Origin of the sequence: Pseudomonas sp. C 49-2, from assembly GCF_003970195.1 — a bacterium.
In the GTDB taxonomy this organism is placed as follows: Bacteria; Pseudomonadota; Gammaproteobacteria; order Pseudomonadales; family Pseudomonadaceae; genus Aquipseudomonas; species Aquipseudomonas canadensis.
Genome location: NZ_RXYG01000011.1, coordinates 172,668 through 188,764 on the forward strand (window position 1 = coordinate 172,668; position 16,097 = coordinate 188,764).

The 16,097-nt window shown below is 55.3% G+C and carries 13 protein-coding genes and 1 pseudogene; 6 read left to right on the forward strand and 8 right to left on the reverse strand.

The features are described from left to right. Positions 1 to 98 precede the first annotated feature (98 nt). The 3 genes from EJ576_RS22000 to EJ576_RS22010 all read right to left on the reverse strand — a co-directional run bounded on the left by EJ576_RS22000 (position 99) and on the right by EJ576_RS22010 (position 2,696). Positions 99 to 1,460 carry a deoxyguanosinetriphosphate triphosphohydrolase gene (locus EJ576_RS22000; protein WP_256656632.1) on the reverse strand — a complete coding sequence of 454 codons (1,362 nt, stop codon included), beginning with the start codon at positions 1,458 to 1,460 and terminating at the stop codon, positions 99 to 101. A 76-nt stretch (positions 1,461 to 1,536) separates the two neighbouring features. After that, the gene (locus tag EJ576_RS22005; RefSeq protein WP_126571105.1) at positions 1,537 to 1,953 is read right to left on the reverse strand and encodes a hypothetical protein; all 417 of its coding nucleotides are present in this window, start codon (positions 1,951 to 1,953) and stop codon (positions 1,537 to 1,539) included. Next, entirely contained in the window at positions 1,950 to 2,696 is a 747-nt protein-coding gene (locus tag EJ576_RS22010) for a ParA family protein (RefSeq protein ID WP_126571106.1), read from the reverse strand. Before EJ576_RS22010 ends, EJ576_RS22005 begins: the two co-directional genes overlap by 4 nt. 808 nt (positions 2,697 to 3,504) lie before the next feature. On the opposite strand from EJ576_RS22010, the pseudogene EJ576_RS22015 reads away from it, so the two are divergent. From EJ576_RS22015 to EJ576_RS22030, 4 genes and pseudogenes are all read left to right on the forward strand, one after another. Further along, a pseudogene (locus EJ576_RS22015) lies at positions 3,505 to 4,221 on the forward strand (deoxyguanosinetriphosphate triphosphohydrolase); the annotation flags it as partial. Between the two features lie 172 nt (positions 4,222 to 4,393). Continuing rightward, entirely contained in the window at positions 4,394 to 4,795 is a 402-nt protein-coding gene (locus tag EJ576_RS22020) for a response regulator (protein WP_126571107.1), read from the forward strand. Positions 4,796 to 5,044: 249 nt separating this feature from the next. Next, positions 5,045 to 5,671 carry a response regulator transcription factor gene (locus tag EJ576_RS22025; protein WP_028615667.1) on the forward strand — a complete coding sequence of 209 codons (627 nt, stop codon included), beginning with the start codon at positions 5,045 to 5,047 and terminating at the stop codon, positions 5,669 to 5,671. Positions 5,672 to 5,679: 8 nt separating this feature from the next. Continuing rightward, entirely contained in the window at positions 5,680 to 9,315 is a 3,636-nt protein-coding gene (locus EJ576_RS22030) for a transporter substrate-binding domain-containing protein (protein ID WP_126571108.1), read from the forward strand. A gap of 26 nt (positions 9,316 to 9,341) precedes the next feature. On the opposite strand, the gene EJ576_RS22035 is transcribed toward EJ576_RS22030, so the two are convergent. Together EJ576_RS22035 and EJ576_RS22040 are read right to left on the reverse strand one after the other, a co-directional pair. Next, positions 9,342 to 9,824, reverse strand: a complete 483-nt coding sequence (locus EJ576_RS22035) for a GAF domain-containing protein (protein WP_122725184.1) — start codon at positions 9,822 to 9,824, stop codon at positions 9,342 to 9,344. Further along, positions 9,821 to 10,711, reverse strand: coding sequence for an ATP-binding protein (locus EJ576_RS22040; protein WP_122725182.1), 891 nt, complete (start codon positions 10,709 to 10,711; stop codon positions 9,821 to 9,823). Before EJ576_RS22040 ends, EJ576_RS22035 begins: the two co-directional genes overlap by 4 nt. Positions 10,712 to 10,875: 164 nt before the next feature. Here EJ576_RS22040 and EJ576_RS22045 point away from each other — a divergent pair, with 164 nt between their 5' ends. Next, entirely contained in the window at positions 10,876 to 13,185 is a 2,310-nt protein-coding gene (locus tag EJ576_RS22045) for a response regulator (RefSeq protein ID WP_126571109.1), read from the forward strand. On the opposite strand, the gene EJ576_RS22050 is transcribed toward EJ576_RS22045, so the two are convergent. From EJ576_RS22050 to msrB, 3 genes are all read right to left on the reverse strand, one after another. Next, entirely contained in the window at positions 13,139 to 13,618 is a 480-nt protein-coding gene (locus tag EJ576_RS22050) for a MarR family winged helix-turn-helix transcriptional regulator (protein ID WP_122725178.1), read from the reverse strand. The two genes, EJ576_RS22045 and EJ576_RS22050, sit on opposite strands and share 47 nt — an antisense overlap. Continuing rightward, a complete protein-coding gene (locus tag EJ576_RS22055; RefSeq protein WP_033901385.1) occupies positions 13,615 to 14,100 on the reverse strand; it encodes a glutathione peroxidase in 486 nt (161 codons plus the stop codon). The genes EJ576_RS22050 and EJ576_RS22055 overlap by 4 nt, the downstream gene beginning before the upstream one ends. Before the next feature lie 146 nt (positions 14,101 to 14,246). Next, on the reverse strand, positions 14,247 to 14,639 hold the full coding sequence (msrB, locus tag EJ576_RS22060; RefSeq protein WP_122725176.1) for a peptide-methionine (R)-S-oxide reductase MsrB: 393 nt from the start codon (positions 14,637 to 14,639) through the stop codon (positions 14,247 to 14,249). A gap of 202 nt (positions 14,640 to 14,841) precedes the next feature. On the opposite strand from msrB, the gene EJ576_RS22065 reads away from it, so the two are divergent. Then, positions 14,842 to 16,053, forward strand: a complete 1,212-nt coding sequence (locus EJ576_RS22065) for a pyridoxal phosphate-dependent aminotransferase (RefSeq protein ID WP_016978462.1) — start codon at positions 14,842 to 14,844, stop codon at positions 16,051 to 16,053. The last annotated feature ends 44 nt before the right edge of the window (positions 16,054 to 16,097 follow it).

Below are 16,097 nucleotides of genomic sequence, written 5' to 3' on the forward strand. Positions count from 1 at the left end.
GCATCTGGTGATAAAAGCTTTGTGTTTCGTAGCTAATTACTTTTCGACCTACAACAAAAAACCCCGATTAAGGGGCTTTATCTTTTTCAGATGATTCACTAACGCTCAATACCCAATCCATTGAATTGACGTGCAAGGTGCATAGCGTAGTTATCAGTCATACCACTGACGTAATCAAGAACCTGTCTGATAGCTGCATACTCCTTTGAGACACCACAGCTCTTATCAATGGTGTTCAGGTCGAGTCCCAGCAGGTCTACCACTCTACGGGTCTTAGAATCATCAGCAGACCCCTTCTTGACGTAATCCAAGGCCGCTGAACAGCTCACGTTCAACAAAGTAGAAATGGTGCTGTATGCCCCTATCTCTAATTCAACCTTACGCGGATGTTGAAAGATTTCGTCTCGGGCAAGCTCTTTGGCTGCATTGACACAATCACGAACGTTCTTATCACAAAGGTCAAAGATTCCGTTGACGTTGCCTGACATGATTGCATCATGGTTGTTCATGAAAGCTGCAGCCCCGGCATCAACAAAGGCTGATATGACCTTGCCACGAACCATAGAGAGCCGACGACCAACCTTCATGCCTTGAATTTCTTTGACTAGCTGATTCTTCTGTTCATCACCCAGCACCAGACACAGAATTTCAAACACCTTATCCCATTCAAGAATGCCCATTTCTACACCATCTTCAAGGTCAAGAATGGCGTAACAGAAGTCATCAGACACTTCCATCAAATGGGCCAAAGGATGACGACACCACCAGTCTTCACCCCGCTTTAACATTCCAGATGCTGTTGCTACTTCTTCAAACAAACCCAGCTCAGAAACGTAGATTCCGTATTTGTTCTGGATAGGCCGTTTGTTCTGGATTGCATCACCGGCAAGCCAAGGGTATTTGATGAATGCCCCAAGAGACGCATAGGTTAGACGCATTCCACCATCATAGGGATGGTATTCAGAGGTTGTTAATACCCGGAAACCTTGGGCATTACCTTCAAATCTACGAAGGTCAGTAGCTTCATTGAACGGTAAATTCTCTATGAGCTTTGCACCAGCATCAGTTGAAAACCAATGCCTGATAGCTTCTTCACCAGTATGACCAAAGGGAGGGTTGCCAATGTCATGAGCTAAACAAGCCGTCTGGACAATATCGCCAATGTCTGAGGCTGAATGCTTGTCTTCTATGAGACGTTCATTCAGTAGTTCTTGACCTACTCTCACACCAAGCGTTCTACCCACACAGGCGACTTCTAAGCTATGTGTGAGGCGATTATGAACGTGGTCATTGGTAGCTAATGGGTGAACCTGAGTCTTTCTTGCAAGGCGTCTAAAAGCCCCGGAGAAGATGACCTTATCATGGTCAGAATGGAAGGGTGAACGGCCTATCTCTGATTTGGGAGGACGCCCGCCAAGGCGAGTGTTATTCAGCAATTTATCCCAACTCATGCTGCTCATACACACACCTTATCTATTCATCAATAAGACAATATAGACAATTACAAGCATTTTTTCAAGACAACAAAAAACCCCATTACGGGGCTTTTGGTTTTTTGTTCTTTCTGTATTTCGTATCATAATGCTCATCAATAGCTGAACCTACCACTTTGGAGAATGGAACCTCCATGAAGAAACCTTCTTCAAATTTCTTCTTCATGATTTCAATCTTCAAGTGAGTGACTGCATCAATACTGATTGAAATTTTCTTGTGCTTACCGGCTTTCTTCTTACCACTCTCAATGTCTTTCAATTCTTTCATGAGAGCTTCAAGGCTACCAGCATCAGCGTGAACTTCAATTGCAGGTTCTGGCTCTGGTGCAATGACCGTCTCAACGACTTTCAAAGCTACTGGTTCAGCTTGTTGTGCAAGCTTTCCGCCAGATATTGCAAGGTCTACGAAATTACTTGAATTAATGCCTTGCTCTTCAACTCTTTTCTTCCAATTACTCATGCTGCCACCTCAATTTTATTGTTAACTTTTGATTGAATTTCTGAAAGCAAACCAGTGTATTCAGCCGTTATTAGCTCTAGTGTCTTACCTGTGGCTATCTCAAATATTGTTTTGCCATCGTTCATTTCATCATAAAGAGCTGGCTTAGCCGAGATAGTAGATTCACAAATGTATATTTCTACCTCATCTTTTGTCGCACCATATTTTTCAAGTACCTTGTTCAAAATACACTCAACTTGAAGCTTGTGCTTCCTAATCAAAGCCTTGTTCTTTTTCTCTACCATATTGAAAACAATGAATGTTTTTTGGTCTTCATTGTCATACTTACACAAGACAGCCTTTTCAAGCATTTTTTCAAGCTTATTCACAACGAAACCCGAAGCATTTACTGGAATTATTAAATAGTCTGCAATTGTCATAACTTCTCGGCCAGCGGGTGAATCCGCACCTTGTGTATCAAAAACAATGTACTCAAAATCCTCACGCTCCTTAAAGAAATTTGCTTTTACCGCTGTTTCTCTGGAAACGTATTTAATAGAATTATCGCCAGCTACCAATCTTGTATCCATGAAAGCCACTGATGTTTTTTGTGGGTCAGTATCAACAAGCTGACCTTTCAAACCTGCCATTTGATGAATTGCGAATGCAATATTGATGCTCAGTGTTGACTTACCAACACCCCCTTTATCATTGTGAATTACGATTGCTTTACCAAGAAAAGCAAGCTTGTTAATTATATTCATTTGTATTTCTCCTTGTTTGTTTGTTTGTATATCTAATGTTTTAACATTAAATAAAATACTTTCAATAGCTTGCTCTTACTTTTCTTACCCGGTCATACCGTTCCTACCGATTTTTTGCTTTATTCTCAACAAAACAACTATTGAAAATAATTTGTAAATTTCTTTAATTTCTTTCTTACTGTTCCTACTCGGTCATACCATTCCTACCGTTCTTACCTTTCCTACTCATCGCACCGGGTCACACTCTTCCTACCTTTCCCACCATTCCTACCGTTCGCACCGGGTCATACTGGTCATACCGTTCCTACTGGTGGCACCCGGTCATACTTTTCCTACTGGTCATACCGTTCTCACCATTCGCACCACATCCCACCTTTCTTACCGTTCCTACCCTTCCCACTCTTCTTACCGAGTAGCACCCTTCGCACTGGTCATACTGTTCTCACCGTTCCTACTGGTATGACTGGTGCGATAGCTCCTACCGTTCCTACCACTCTTACCGCTTCCTACCGTTCGCACTGGTCACACCACTCCTACCCATCGCACCCGGTAAGAGCTTTCTTACCCTTCCTACTGGTCTTACTATTCCTACCCGGTAGGAGGCTTCTCACCCTCTAATCGGTCATACCGTTCCTACTGGTGCGAACGTTCCTACCAGTCATACCGTTCCTACCGGGCCGCTATAACGCACCACTTGTAGGTCAATCCCTATGTCACACACCAAATCCAGCACAGAAAGCATGTTTTACAAAAAACCCAATAAAATCAATGCTTTGAGTTGTTTTTATTTGGTTGCCTAATTGATCGTAGTGGGTTGCCAATCCTCGAGCAGATCGCCCACAAGCTCGGCCTGCCGCAACTCGAAGAGCAACGCTGGGCCCGGCACCCGCTGGTGTATCTGATGGAGGCGGCAGATGACATCTGCTACGCCCTGATCGACCTGGAAGACGGCCTGGAAATGGAGTTGCTGGAGTACGCCGAAGTCGAGTCCCTGCTGCTCAACCTGGTGGGCGATGACCTACCCCAGACCTATCGTCAACTCGGCGCCCAGGACTCCCGCCGACGCAAGCTGGCGATCCTGCGTGGCAAGGCCATCGAACATTTGACCAATGCCGCAGCGAGCGCCTTCGTCGAGCAACAGGACGCCTTGCTCGCCGGAACACTGCCCGGCGACCTGGTTGAACACATGCATGGCCCAGCCAAGCGCTGTGTGCTGGATGCCAAAGACATGGCGCGCAAGAAGATCTTCCAGGACAAGCGCAAGACCTTGCATGAGATTGGCGCCTACACCACCCTGGAAATTCTCTTGAATGCGTTCTGCGGTGCGGCACTGGAGCAGCATGGCGGACGCACGCCGTCGTTCAAGAACCGACGTATTCTCGATCTGCTGGGCAACAACGCGCCGAACCCCGAATGGCCGTTGCACACTTCGTTCCTGCGCATGATCGACTTCATCGCTGGCATGACCGACAGCTATGCAACCGAAATGGCGCGGGAAATGACCGGGCGTTCCAGTCCTCAATAACGAACACGATCAAGCTGCCTGCCCCTTAATGGAGAATCGACCTACGACGGTAACAGAGCAGCCTGATCGAATTCGCACAACCACCCGATGAATAATCACGCACGCTCTGGGCGATCCGGGCCAACTGTTCCTACACGCCCTCCCTCGATGCTTGACTCACCGCGTGGCCCCAATGCCCAGTTACCCGCTCCGTATCCTGCTGGTGGAAGATCATCCGTTTCAACTCCTCGCCACCCAATGCCTGCTCAGAAGCTTCGGGTTCGCACTACTGACTCCGGCCGAAAGCGCCGAGCAGGCAATCTGCTTGATGTCGCAGGCCGAAGTGCCCTTCGACATTATCTTGTGTGACCAATGCCTACCCGACTTACCGGGGCTCGAACTGATTGAAATCGCCAGTCGCCGACGCCTTACCACGACCGCCATCCTGTTGAGTGGTTTACCGGTAACAGAACTTGCCAGCCTGATAACCCAAGCCATGGAACGTGGCCTGCCTCTACTCGGTTATTTATCAAAGCCGCTGAACAAGGAAGAGTTTGCGCACTTGCTCCGTCCACTCTTCAAATTAAAAATGTAGGAATTAAACATCATGTGCAGACGAAATATGACTGCAAAGAGCCAGTTAAATCCACAACGGCAGCCTCTAGCTTGTTCACGTCCAAAACCGTGAGGTAGCGCTTCACTAAGCCTCGCAAACTGGTAGGCCGCTACCTCTTTTGATGTAGGACTTTTCCTGTTTTATATCTACTCAGCCCTTGACTCATGCTCCTCCGTCCTCTTCTGAGCTAATGTGCCCGCTTTATTTGCACTTGTACGGAATGTGATCATGAACTCAGTTTTTATTATCGATGACCACCCGGTTATACGGCTCGCCATTCGAATGTTATTGGAGCACGAAGGCTACAAAGTAGTGGGCGAAACAGATAACGGTTGCGACGCCATACAAATGGTCCGCGAATGCCTGCCTGACCTGATTATTCTGGATATCAGCATTCCCAAGCTGGATGGGCTCGAGGTGCTCTGCCGCTTCAATGCCATGAACACGCCGATGAAAACCCTGATCCTGACAGCCCAGTCACCTACCCTGTTCGCTACACGCTGCATGCGCTCCGGCGCGGACGGGTACGTGTGCAAGGAAGGCGACCTGAGTGAATTGCTGAGCGCCATTCGCGCGGTATTATCCGGCTACAACTATTTTCCCAGCCAGGCACTGAATACCAATGGTGCAGACGGCGTGGAATCCCAAGAACTTGAATTGTTCAAAACCGTCAATGACCGGGAACTCATGGTCTTGCAGCTTTTTGCACAAGGGCGAACCAACAAGGAAATTGCCAAAGGCATGTTTTTAAGTAACAAAACAGTAAGCACTTATAAAAAGAGGCTGATGCAGAAACTTCAAGCCAAATCCTTGGTAGAACTTATCGAGATGGCAAAACGAAACGCGCTAGTGTGAGAAAGCGGATGCCCAGGCGTATAAAGGACTATCTGATTACATTAAGTGCCGGCTTGTGCTTCAGTGCCGTCGTACTTGCGAACCAGCCGACGGGCTCGGAACATTTCTCCTTGTTGAGCCGTGCAGGCTCGGTTCAACTGGAAACCCACCTGAACAAGGCTCAACGCCAATGGCTGCAAAACAAGCGAGCGTTGGTGCTGGGCACTGCGGCGCCTGATTATCCCCCTTTCGACCTCACCTCCAGCGGTCGCGACTATGAGGGGCTCACCGCCGATTACGCCGGCCTGCTGGCCAAGGCGCTGGCCTTGCCGGTGAAAGTCTTGCGCTACCCCTCCCGAGAGGCCGCGATCCGCGCGCTTGAAGCGGGAGATATCGATTTGCTGGGATCTTCCAACGGTTTTGAGGCGGAAAACCCGAACCTCACGTTGTCCGAGCCCTACGCAGTGGACCAGCCGGTCCTGGTCACCCGCGAAGGTGAGACCCGCAGCCTGAACAATGGGTTGGCCGGGATGCGCCTGGCGCTGGTCTACCACTACCTGCCGCTGAGCGAGGTGGAAAAGCTGTACCCCGAGGCGATCGTCCGCATCTACCCTTCTTATCAAAATGCCTTGAATGCGGTGGCATTCGACCAGGCGGATGTGTTCCTGGGCGATACCATTTCCACCCATTACATGATCAACAAGGGCTACCTGAAGAACATCCGCATGGCCAATTTCGGCAAGCATGAGGCCTATGGATTCAGCTTTGCCATGCCCCAGCACCAGCAGACGCTGTTGAGTATTGTCGACGCCGTGCTGACGGCCGTGCCCACCAGCGAACGGGAAGCGATCGCCAAACGTTGGAGCGCCGGCAGCGATATCCTGCTGACTGACCAGAAGCTGCAATTGACCGCGCGTGAGGAGCGCTGGCTGAAGGACCACCCGGTGGTCAAGGTGACCGTGAACGAAACCTTCGCGCCACTGACGTTCTTCGATGCCGACGGCAACTTTCGCGGCATCACCGCTGACTTGCTGGAACTGGTTCGCCTGCGTACAGGGTTACGTTTCGAGATCCAGCGTGAGCGCGTCGTTCAGTCAATGATCGAACAGGTCGACGCCGGCAAGGCCGACATCATCGGCGCTATCATTCCCACCACCGAACGGGAGGCCCAGTTAAACTTCAGTCGCCCCTATCTGGAAAACTCCTACGTAATGTTGACACGTAAGGAAAACCAGGCCCCAACCAGTCTGGAGGGAATGGAAGGCAGACGTGTGGCCGTCACCCAAGGCAGCCCAATGGCAAGGTTCCTGCGCGAGAACTTACCCACGATTCAATTGGTGGAAACAGGCGACAATTTCAAGGCCGCCGAGTTGTTGGTGCAAGGGCAGGTCGACGGCGCGGTAAACAGCTTGGTGATCGCCAACTATTACCTCTCTTCCTCCATTTTTCAGGATAAGGTCCAGATCAGCTTCAGTATCGGCACGATGCCCGCTACCTATTCACTGGCTACCTCGCGCAACGCCACCGAACTCAGCTCAATTCTCGACAAGGCCATGCTGAGTATCGCTCCGGATGAATTGGGCATCATCAACAGTCGCTGGCGAGGTTATACCGCAGCCTCCGATAGCTACTGGCGCAACTATCACCAATTGATCGCCCGTATCATCATCGGCACCGGGCTTTTACTGTTGATATCCCTGAGCTGGAACGCCTACATGCGCCGCCAGATCAAGCACCGCAAGATGGCCGAGCGCGCCCTCAGTGACCAATTCGAGTTCATGCGTGCGCTGGTCAATGAAACCCCACACCCGATCTATGTACGTGACCGCAAAGGCCTGTTGCAGACCTGCAACGACAGCTACTTGCAGGTGTTCAACGTCAAGCGCGAAGACGTGATCGGCAAAAACGCCCTCCAGATGAGCACGGCCCTTGAAACCGACGCGACGCAGTACCATGCCGATTACCAGCGGGTGATGGCTGAGGGCAACCCGCTGATCCTGGACCGCACCCTGCATATCCAGGGGAAGAAACTGACGATCTACCACTGGATCCTGCCCTACCGTGACTCTACCGGGGAAGTGCAAGGCATCATTGGCGGCTGGATCGACATCAGCGAACGACGCCAGCTGTTCGATGAAATCCGCGCCGCCAAAGAACGCGCCGATGAAGCCAATCGAGCCAAAAGCACGTTCCTCGCCACCATGAGTCATGAAATTCGCACGCCGATGAACGCAGTGATCGGCATGCTCGAACTGACGCTCAAGCGAGCCGATCAGGGCCATCTTGATCGCCCCGCTATCGAGGTGGCATACAACTCGGCCAAGGACCTGCTAGAGCTGATCGGCGATATCCTCGACATCGCACGCATCGAGTCAGGCCGCCTGAGCCTTGCGCCGGAGCGTGTCAATCTGCGAGAAGTGATCGAATCGGTGGTGCGTGTTTTCGATGGCCTGGCACGTCAGAAAACCCTCAGCCTGTCCCTTGAGTTCTTACCTGACCTGGATAACACCGAGGTCCTGATCGACCCGCTGCGCTTCAAGCAGGTACTGTCGAACCTGGTCAGCAACGCGATCAAGTTCACCGAGTGCGGCCAGGTGAAAATCAAGGTGCAGGTATTGCCCACCGATTTGGCGCAACAGGTCGAGATGAAACTGGTGGTCGAGGATACCGGGATAGGCATCAGCCGGGATGATCAGTTGCGCCTGTTCGAACCCTTTGCCCAAGCCGACAACTCCGGACAACTGGCCAGGAGTGGCGCAGGCCTGGGGCTAGTGATCTGCCGCAGTCTTTGCGCAATGATGGGTGGGCAGTTAAGCCTGAGCAGCGTGCCCATGGTGGGCACACAGGCGCATGTCAGCCTGAAAATGACCCGCCTGCAGCCGGAACAGCCAGCGGCTGAGCAGAAACCCGAGGCGCCCGTAGTCGCGCCCGTACTCAACGTGCTGGTGGTGGACGACCACCCCGCAAACCGACTGCTGATGTGTCAGCAACTAGGCTACCTGGGACATCAGTTCACCGCCGCCCAGAATGGTGCCGCCGGGTTCCAGGCCTGGCGCCAGGAACACTTCGATTTGGTGATCGCCGACTGCAACATGCCCGTCATGAATGGCTACGAGCTGAGTCGCACGATCCGCGAGTACGAACAACGCGAGCAACTGGCGTCCTGCGTGGTACTGGGTTTTACCGCCAATGCCCAACCTGAAGAGAAGCAACGCTGCGCCGAAGCAGGCATGAACGACTGCCTGTTCAAACCGATCAGCCTCACGGCACTGGAACGGCAACTGGCGAAGATCGCCCCGCAAGCCACTGACCTGCACCTGGACCTTGGCAACTTTGAGGCCCTGACCGGCGGCGACCCGCAGTTGAGCTGGCGTTTACTGCAAGAACTGTTGAGCAGCAGTCAGCACGATCGCCAGGAAATGACGGCGCTGATCAGCGCTCACGCCCCGCTTCAGGAGATCACCGAACAGGCTCACAAAATCAAGGGTGCTGCACGCATTGTCCAGGCAGGTCCCCTTGCCAGGCAGTGCGAAACCCTTGAACAGGCGTGTACCCGCGGCGATGACTGGGCGTTGATCGAAGCCGGGGCGAAATCCCTGGAAAAGCTCATGCTGGAATTGGAGAGGTTGCTGAAAATGCAACTTCACGGTCTGAAGGGACAGTAGAGGGGCGGGAACCGCCCCTCCCATGATCAGCAGTCGGTCGAGCGAAGGAAAATCGCCGCCAGTTGTTCAATACCGGTCTGATCCTCGAGGGTAAAACGCGCCAGCGACGGGCTGTCGAGGTCAAGGACGCCAATCAGTTTGCCGTCCTTGACCAGGGGCACCACCAGCTCGCTGTTGGACGCGCTGTCACAGGCGATATGCCCTGGGAACTCATGCACATCCTCCACGCGCTGGGTCTGCCGCGAGGCGGCTGCGGCACCGCACACTCCACGGCCAAACGGAATGCGCACACAGGCGATCTGGCCCTGGAACGGGCCGAGCACCAGTTCTTCATTACGATTGAGATAGAAGCCGGCCCAATTCAAGTCATCCAACTGGTTGAACAGGAACGCTGAGAACTGCGCGCTATTGGCGATGAAGTCCCGCTCATCGGCCAGCAGCGACTCCAACTGCGCGCAGAGCATGGCATAGCCATCCAGGCCCGTGCCGGCGCTTTGTAGGTCGATCATGATTGACGCTCCAGCAATTTGAGGCCCACCCAGTAACGAGCGAACTGATAAGCACAACGGCCGTTGCGGTTGCCGCGACCGGTGGCCCAGCGCACGGCCAGGATGTCGAGGGCTTCATCGCGCTGCCACTGCAAACCGGCCTTGTTCGCCAGCTCGCCGATCCAGTGCTCCACCACATCTAGGAAATGCTCTTGTGTGAAGGGGTAGAACGACAGCCACAAGCCAAAACGGTCGGATAGGGCAATCTTGTCCTCCACCGCTTCGCTTGGGTGCAACTCGCCATCCACGCGCTTCCAGTTATCGTTGTCACTCTGGTTTTCCGGCACAAGGTGGCGGCGGTTGGAGGTGGCATACAACAGCACGTTTTCCGGGGCTTGCTCCAGGGACCCGTCGAGCACGCTTTTAAGCACGCGGTAATCACCTTCGCCGGCCTCGAACGACAGGTCGTCGCAGAACAGGATAAACCGCTGCGGCAGCTTGACCAGTTGCTCGACCACACGCGGCAGGTCGGCCAAATGGTCGCGCTCGATTTCGATCAGGCGCAAACCGGCCTTGGCGTGCTGGGCCAGCAAGGCGCGCACCATGGACGATTTACCGGTGCCCCGCGACCCCCACAGCAGTGCATGGTTGGCGGGCAGACCGTCGATGAATTGCTGGGTGTTGCGCGCCAGTGTTTCACGTTGTTTGTCCACGCCGATCAGGTCGGACAGGCGCATCTCCAGGCTCACGTCCAGCGGCAGCAGGAAACCACTGCGTCCTTCACGCTGCCAGCGGGCAGCCAGGCATTGGCGCCAATCGATGGTTTGGCGGGGCGCGGGCAACAGGGGTTCCAGGCGGGCGAGCACTGCATCGGCTCGCTCAAGAAAAGCACTCAATCGAGAATCCACAATTATTCCTCTGGCAAGTTCTTGCAAAAGATGGCGTATTGGCAACCCTGCGGCAGACCGCACGAGGCTGCGTAAAAAAACGATTCATGCCGGGTAAGCCAGAGCCTGTGGATGTTCAGCTATGCTTGCCGGGCGAAGGGAAACGTGAAGTGGTTCAACACTCAATGGATATCAAGTTCGCCCACCGCTTGTCTTATAAACAAGCCAGATTGACTGTGCTGGTCGGTTTCGTCTTGGGAACCTTGCTCAGCCTGATCCAAATCGGCATTGATTATGCCAGCGAAGACGCATCCATCAACCGTGAAATTCGCTCGCTGATCGAAATCAGCCACAACCCCGCCTCACGCATCGCCTATAACATCGACGCCGAACTGGCCCAGGAACTGACCTTGGGCCTGCTGCACTCCCCCGCCATCATTCATGCCCAGTTGATCGACAACAACGGCGTGGTGCTGGCCGATGTCGACCGCCCGCCTAAAGAAAGCACTTACCGCCCCGTCAGCGATTTCCTGTTCGGCGCCAACCGTCAGTTTGAAGACCGGTTGTTCCTCAGCCACATGCCCAACGAGTCCCTCGGTGTGCTGCGCCTGGACGTGGACACCTATGCTTTTGGCAGTCGCTTCCTGCGCCGTGCTGAGATCACCCTGCTCAACGGCTTCGTCCGCAGCCTGTTGCTGACCGGCATTCTGTTGGGCTTGTTCTACGTGATGCTGACCCAGCCGTTGGTGCGCATCATCCGCGAGCTGAGCAACCGCCGACAGGCACGCCTGGACTGCCCGCCCGGCCACGAGCACGATGAAATCGGCGTGTTGGTGAACGTTGCCAACCAGCAGTTCGAAAACATGGAAACGGAGATCCAGCAACGCCGCCACGCCGAAGATCGGCTGACCGAATACCTGGGGCAACTGGAAGACATCGTGTCCGCACGCACCCTGGAGCTCAAGGCCAGCAACCAGCGGTTGAGCCAGTCCAACGATGAATTGGAGGCGGCGAAGATCCACGCGCTTGGCATGGCCCAAGCACGGGCGGCCTTCCTGGCCAACATGAGCCACGAAATCCGCACACCGCTCAACGGCCTGCTGGGGATGATCGCGCTGTCACTCGACAGCCCACTCAACGCCGAGCAGCGTCAGCAACTGTCCATTGCCCATGACTCGGGCAAAGTGCTGGTGGAGTTGCTCAACGATATCCTCGACCTGTCCAAGTTCGACGCTGGCCAGTTAGAGTTGGAGCGCATCCCGTTCGACCTGGGTTCTCTGGTGGAAGACACCGCGAACCTGTTGTCGCAGAACGCCGCGCCGAGTGTCGAACTGACATGCCTGATCGACCCGCAGTTTCCCGCCCAGGTCCTGGGCGACCCGACCCGTGTGCGACAGATCGTCAGCAACCTGCTGTCCAACGCCCTGAAATTCACGCGCTTCGGACGGGTAGATGTTCGCCTCAGCGCGCGGGAGGGCCAGGTACGCATCGAGGTCTGCGATACCGGCATCGGCATTGCGCAGGAAGCCCAGGTAAAGATCTTCCAGCCCTTCACCCAGGCCGGTGCCGGCATCACTCGCCAGTTCGGCGGCACGGGCCTGGGCCTGGCGCTGACGCACAACCTGTGTGAGGCCATGAAAGGCCGACTGAGCATCAGCTCGGAAGTGGGCTTCGGTAGCCAGTTCTGCGCCGACCTGCCGCTGCCAACCCATTTGCCCGCCGTCCAGCCACTGCCGCTCAAGGGTGAGGTCATCGCCATTACCCATGCCGGCAGCGGCCTCACCGAACTGCTTACCACCCTGCTGCCTCACTGGGGGCTGACACCCCGCTGCTACTCGCAAGACGATGACGTGAGCGGGCAAACCCCGGACCTGCTGATCACCGACTGCCCGGAATGCCTGTTTCGCCTGCGTCCCACCCTCAGCGCGCCAATCCTGCTGGTGACCGCCTATGGCAACTTCATGCCCAGCGAGGAAGTCACCGCACTCGCGCCGCTGCAACAACAGGCGCGACCGCTGAGCCGCAATGCGCTGTATCAGATCCTGCAACGTAACCTGCGCAGCGACACGCAACTGATCCTCGACCCGATCCAGATGGAAGCCGCACCCCTGGCACACAGGGCGCGCATCCTGCTGGTGGAGGACAATCCGGTCAACCAACTGGTGGCCAAGGGCATGCTCAGCAAACTGGGATGTGAGGTGATCGTCGCAGCCCATGGTGGCGAGGCGCTCAAACTCCTTGAGGAACAACGCTTCGACCTGGTGTTGATGGACTGCAATATGCCGGTGATGGACGGCTACGAGGCCAGTCGGCAGATCCGTCGCAGCGGGCGCTGGCCGGACCTGCCGATCGTTGCCTTGACCGCCAACGCGCTCTCCGAAGAGCGCGAGCGTTGCCGGGCCGCGGGCATGAATGACTACCTGGCCAAGCCGTTCCGTCGTGAGGAACTCAGTGGTTTGCTTGAGCTGTGGGTGCCGAAGACGACAACTCTCTGATCTGTCGAAGCAACTGGTCCAAGCCCTCGCGCAAGGCGTCAGCCTGGTTCAGGTCGATGCCGCTGTCGCACAGCAGCCGGGTCTTGAGGCCATGGGTCTGGTCACGCAGCCGCACACCGGTTTCGCTCAGGCTCAGGTGCACCTCCCGCTCATCCTTGGCGCTGCGCTGGCGCTTGACCAGACTGAGTTGCTCAAGGCGCTTGAGCAGCGGCGTCAACGTGCCCGAATCCAGCATCAAGCGCTCCCCCAACGCCTTGACCGTGGGCTGCGCCGGCGCTGTGGCGTGCCACTCCCACAACACCAGCATCACCAGGTATTGCGGGTAGGTCAGGCCCAACTGATCGAGCATCGGCTTGTACGCGCGGGTCACCGCCCTGGAGGCGGCGTAAAGCTTGAAACACAGTTGATTATCGAGCGCCAGGGAGACGGTCATTTGAGCAGGGCTTCGATCTCTTGGGTCAGGTCCTGCGGCTTGGTGGTCGGCGCAAAGCGCTTGACTACCTGGCCGTCGCGGCCGATGAGGAACTTGGTGAAGTTCCACTTGATACCCTTGGAACCGAGCAAACCCGGCGCCTGTTGTTTCAGTTGCACGAACAACGGGTGGGCGTCGCTGCCATTCACGTCAATCTTCTTGAACAGCGGGAAGCTGACACCGAAGTTCAGCTCGCAAAACTCGGAAATCGCGCCTTCGTTACCGGGTTCCTGCTTGCCGAACTGGTTGCAGGGGAAGCCTAACACCACCAATCCCTGGTCCTTGTACTGCTGCCAGAGCTGTTCCAGGCCCTTGTACTGTGGGGTGAAGCCGCACTTGCTGGCGGTGTTGACTACCAGAATGGCCTTGCCGGCGAAATCGGCCAAGGTCTTTTGCTCACCTTTGATGGTGGTGCAAGGGATGCTCAGCAGGTTGTTGCTCATGGCAGTGTCTCGATAACGGAAAGAAAGGATAAACATAGTGATCAATTCAATTGCGTGCAATTTAATTGACCAGAATGATAGGCCGATATCAAACGATAACCGCTTCTGTGGCGAGGGAACTTGCTCCCTCGCCAAAGAAAAAATGTTTATCGCGGAACGAGGTCCAGGCACACCGAGTTGATGCAGTAACGCAGGCCGGTCGGCGGCGGACCATCCGGGAACACGTGCCCCAGGTGAGCATCGCATTTGGCGCAGGTCACTTCGGTGCGGATCATGCCGTGGCTGACGTCACGGATCTCGATCATCGCGCTGTCGGCGATCGGCGCGTAGAAGCTCGGCCAACCGCAACCGGAGTCGAACTTGGTCGTGGAGTCGAACAGCGGCTCGTTGCAGCAAATGCAGCGGTACACGCCGTCCGTCTTGGTGCCGTTGTACTTGCCGCTGAAAGGTCGCTCGGTGCCCTTGAGGCGGCACACGTTGTATTGCTCCGGATCGAGCATCGCCTTCCATTCTTCAACGGTTTTCTGCAACTTTTCCATCGGTACACCTCGGCAACTGAAAAAGCCTGATCTGTGTCTTTTCCATGGATCAGGCGGCACGTATGATTGCGCCTCTTCAAAACGCCAGTCTGGCACCCGCGCTACCGGCATTCAAACGTATTTATGGGTGCGGGCCCCGCAGGATTCGCAGTACGGTAGTGTCCCCACCGTCTGGATCGTTCATTTTCAGGATCACATCGCCATGCAGGTCAGCAAATCGAACAAGCTCGCCAACGTCTGCTACGACATTCGCGGCCCAGTGCTCAAGCACGCCAAACGCCTGGAAGAGGAAGGCCATCGCATCCTCAAGCTGAACATCGGCAACCCGGCGCCCTTTGGTTTCGAAGCGCCGGACGAAATCCTCCAGGACGTGATCCGCAACCTGCCCACCGCCCAGGGCTACAGCGACTCCAAAGGCCTGTTCAGCGCGCGCAAGGCGGTGATGCAGTACTACCAGCAAAAGCAGGTCGAAGGTGTCGGCATCGAAGACATCTACCTGGGCAATGGCGTGTCCGAGCTGATCGTGATGTCCATGCAGGCCCTGCTCAACAATGGCGACGAAGTGCTGGTGCCGGCGCCGGATTACCCGTTATGGACCGCCGCCGTGACCCTGGCCGGCGGCCACCCGGTGCACTACCTGTGTGACGAAGGCGCGGACTGGTTCCCGGACCTGGCCGACATCAAGGCCAAGATCACCCCGAACACCAAGGCCCTGGTGATCATCAACCCGAACAACCCGACCGGCGCGGTGTATTCCAAGGAAGTCCTGCTGGGCATGCTGGAACTGGCGCGCCAGCACAACCTGGTGGTGTTCTCCGACGAGATCTACGACAAGATCCTCTACGACGACGCCGTGCACGTGTGCACCGCCTCCCTGGCGCCGGACCTGCTGTGCCTGACCTTCAACGGCCTGTCCAAGTCCTACCGCGTGGCGGGTTTCCGTTCGGGCTGGATCGCCATCTCTGGTCCCAAACACAACGCCCAGAGCTACATCGAAGGCATCGACATGCTGGCCAACATGCGCCTGTGTGCCAACGTGCCGAGCCAGCACGCGATCCAGACCGCCTTGGGCGGCTACCAGAGCATCAATGACCTGGTCCTGCCTCAAGGCCGCTTGCTGGAACAGCGCAATCGCACCTGGGAACTGCTCAACGCCATTCCCGGCGTGAGCTGCGTGAAACCCATGGGTGCGTTGTATGCCTTTCCGCGGATCGACCCAAAAGTGTGTCCGATCCTCAACGATGAGAAATTCGTGCTCGACCTGCTGCTGTCGGAAAAGCTGCTGGTGGTGCAAGGCACGGCGTTCAACTGGCCGTGGCCAGATCACTTCCGTGTAGTGACATTGCCACGCGTGGATGACCTGGACATGGCCATTGGTCGCATCGGCAACTTCCTCAAGTCCTATCGCCAGTAACGCGAACGACGCTGTACGGCCGACAATCGGTCGTACAGCGAGTA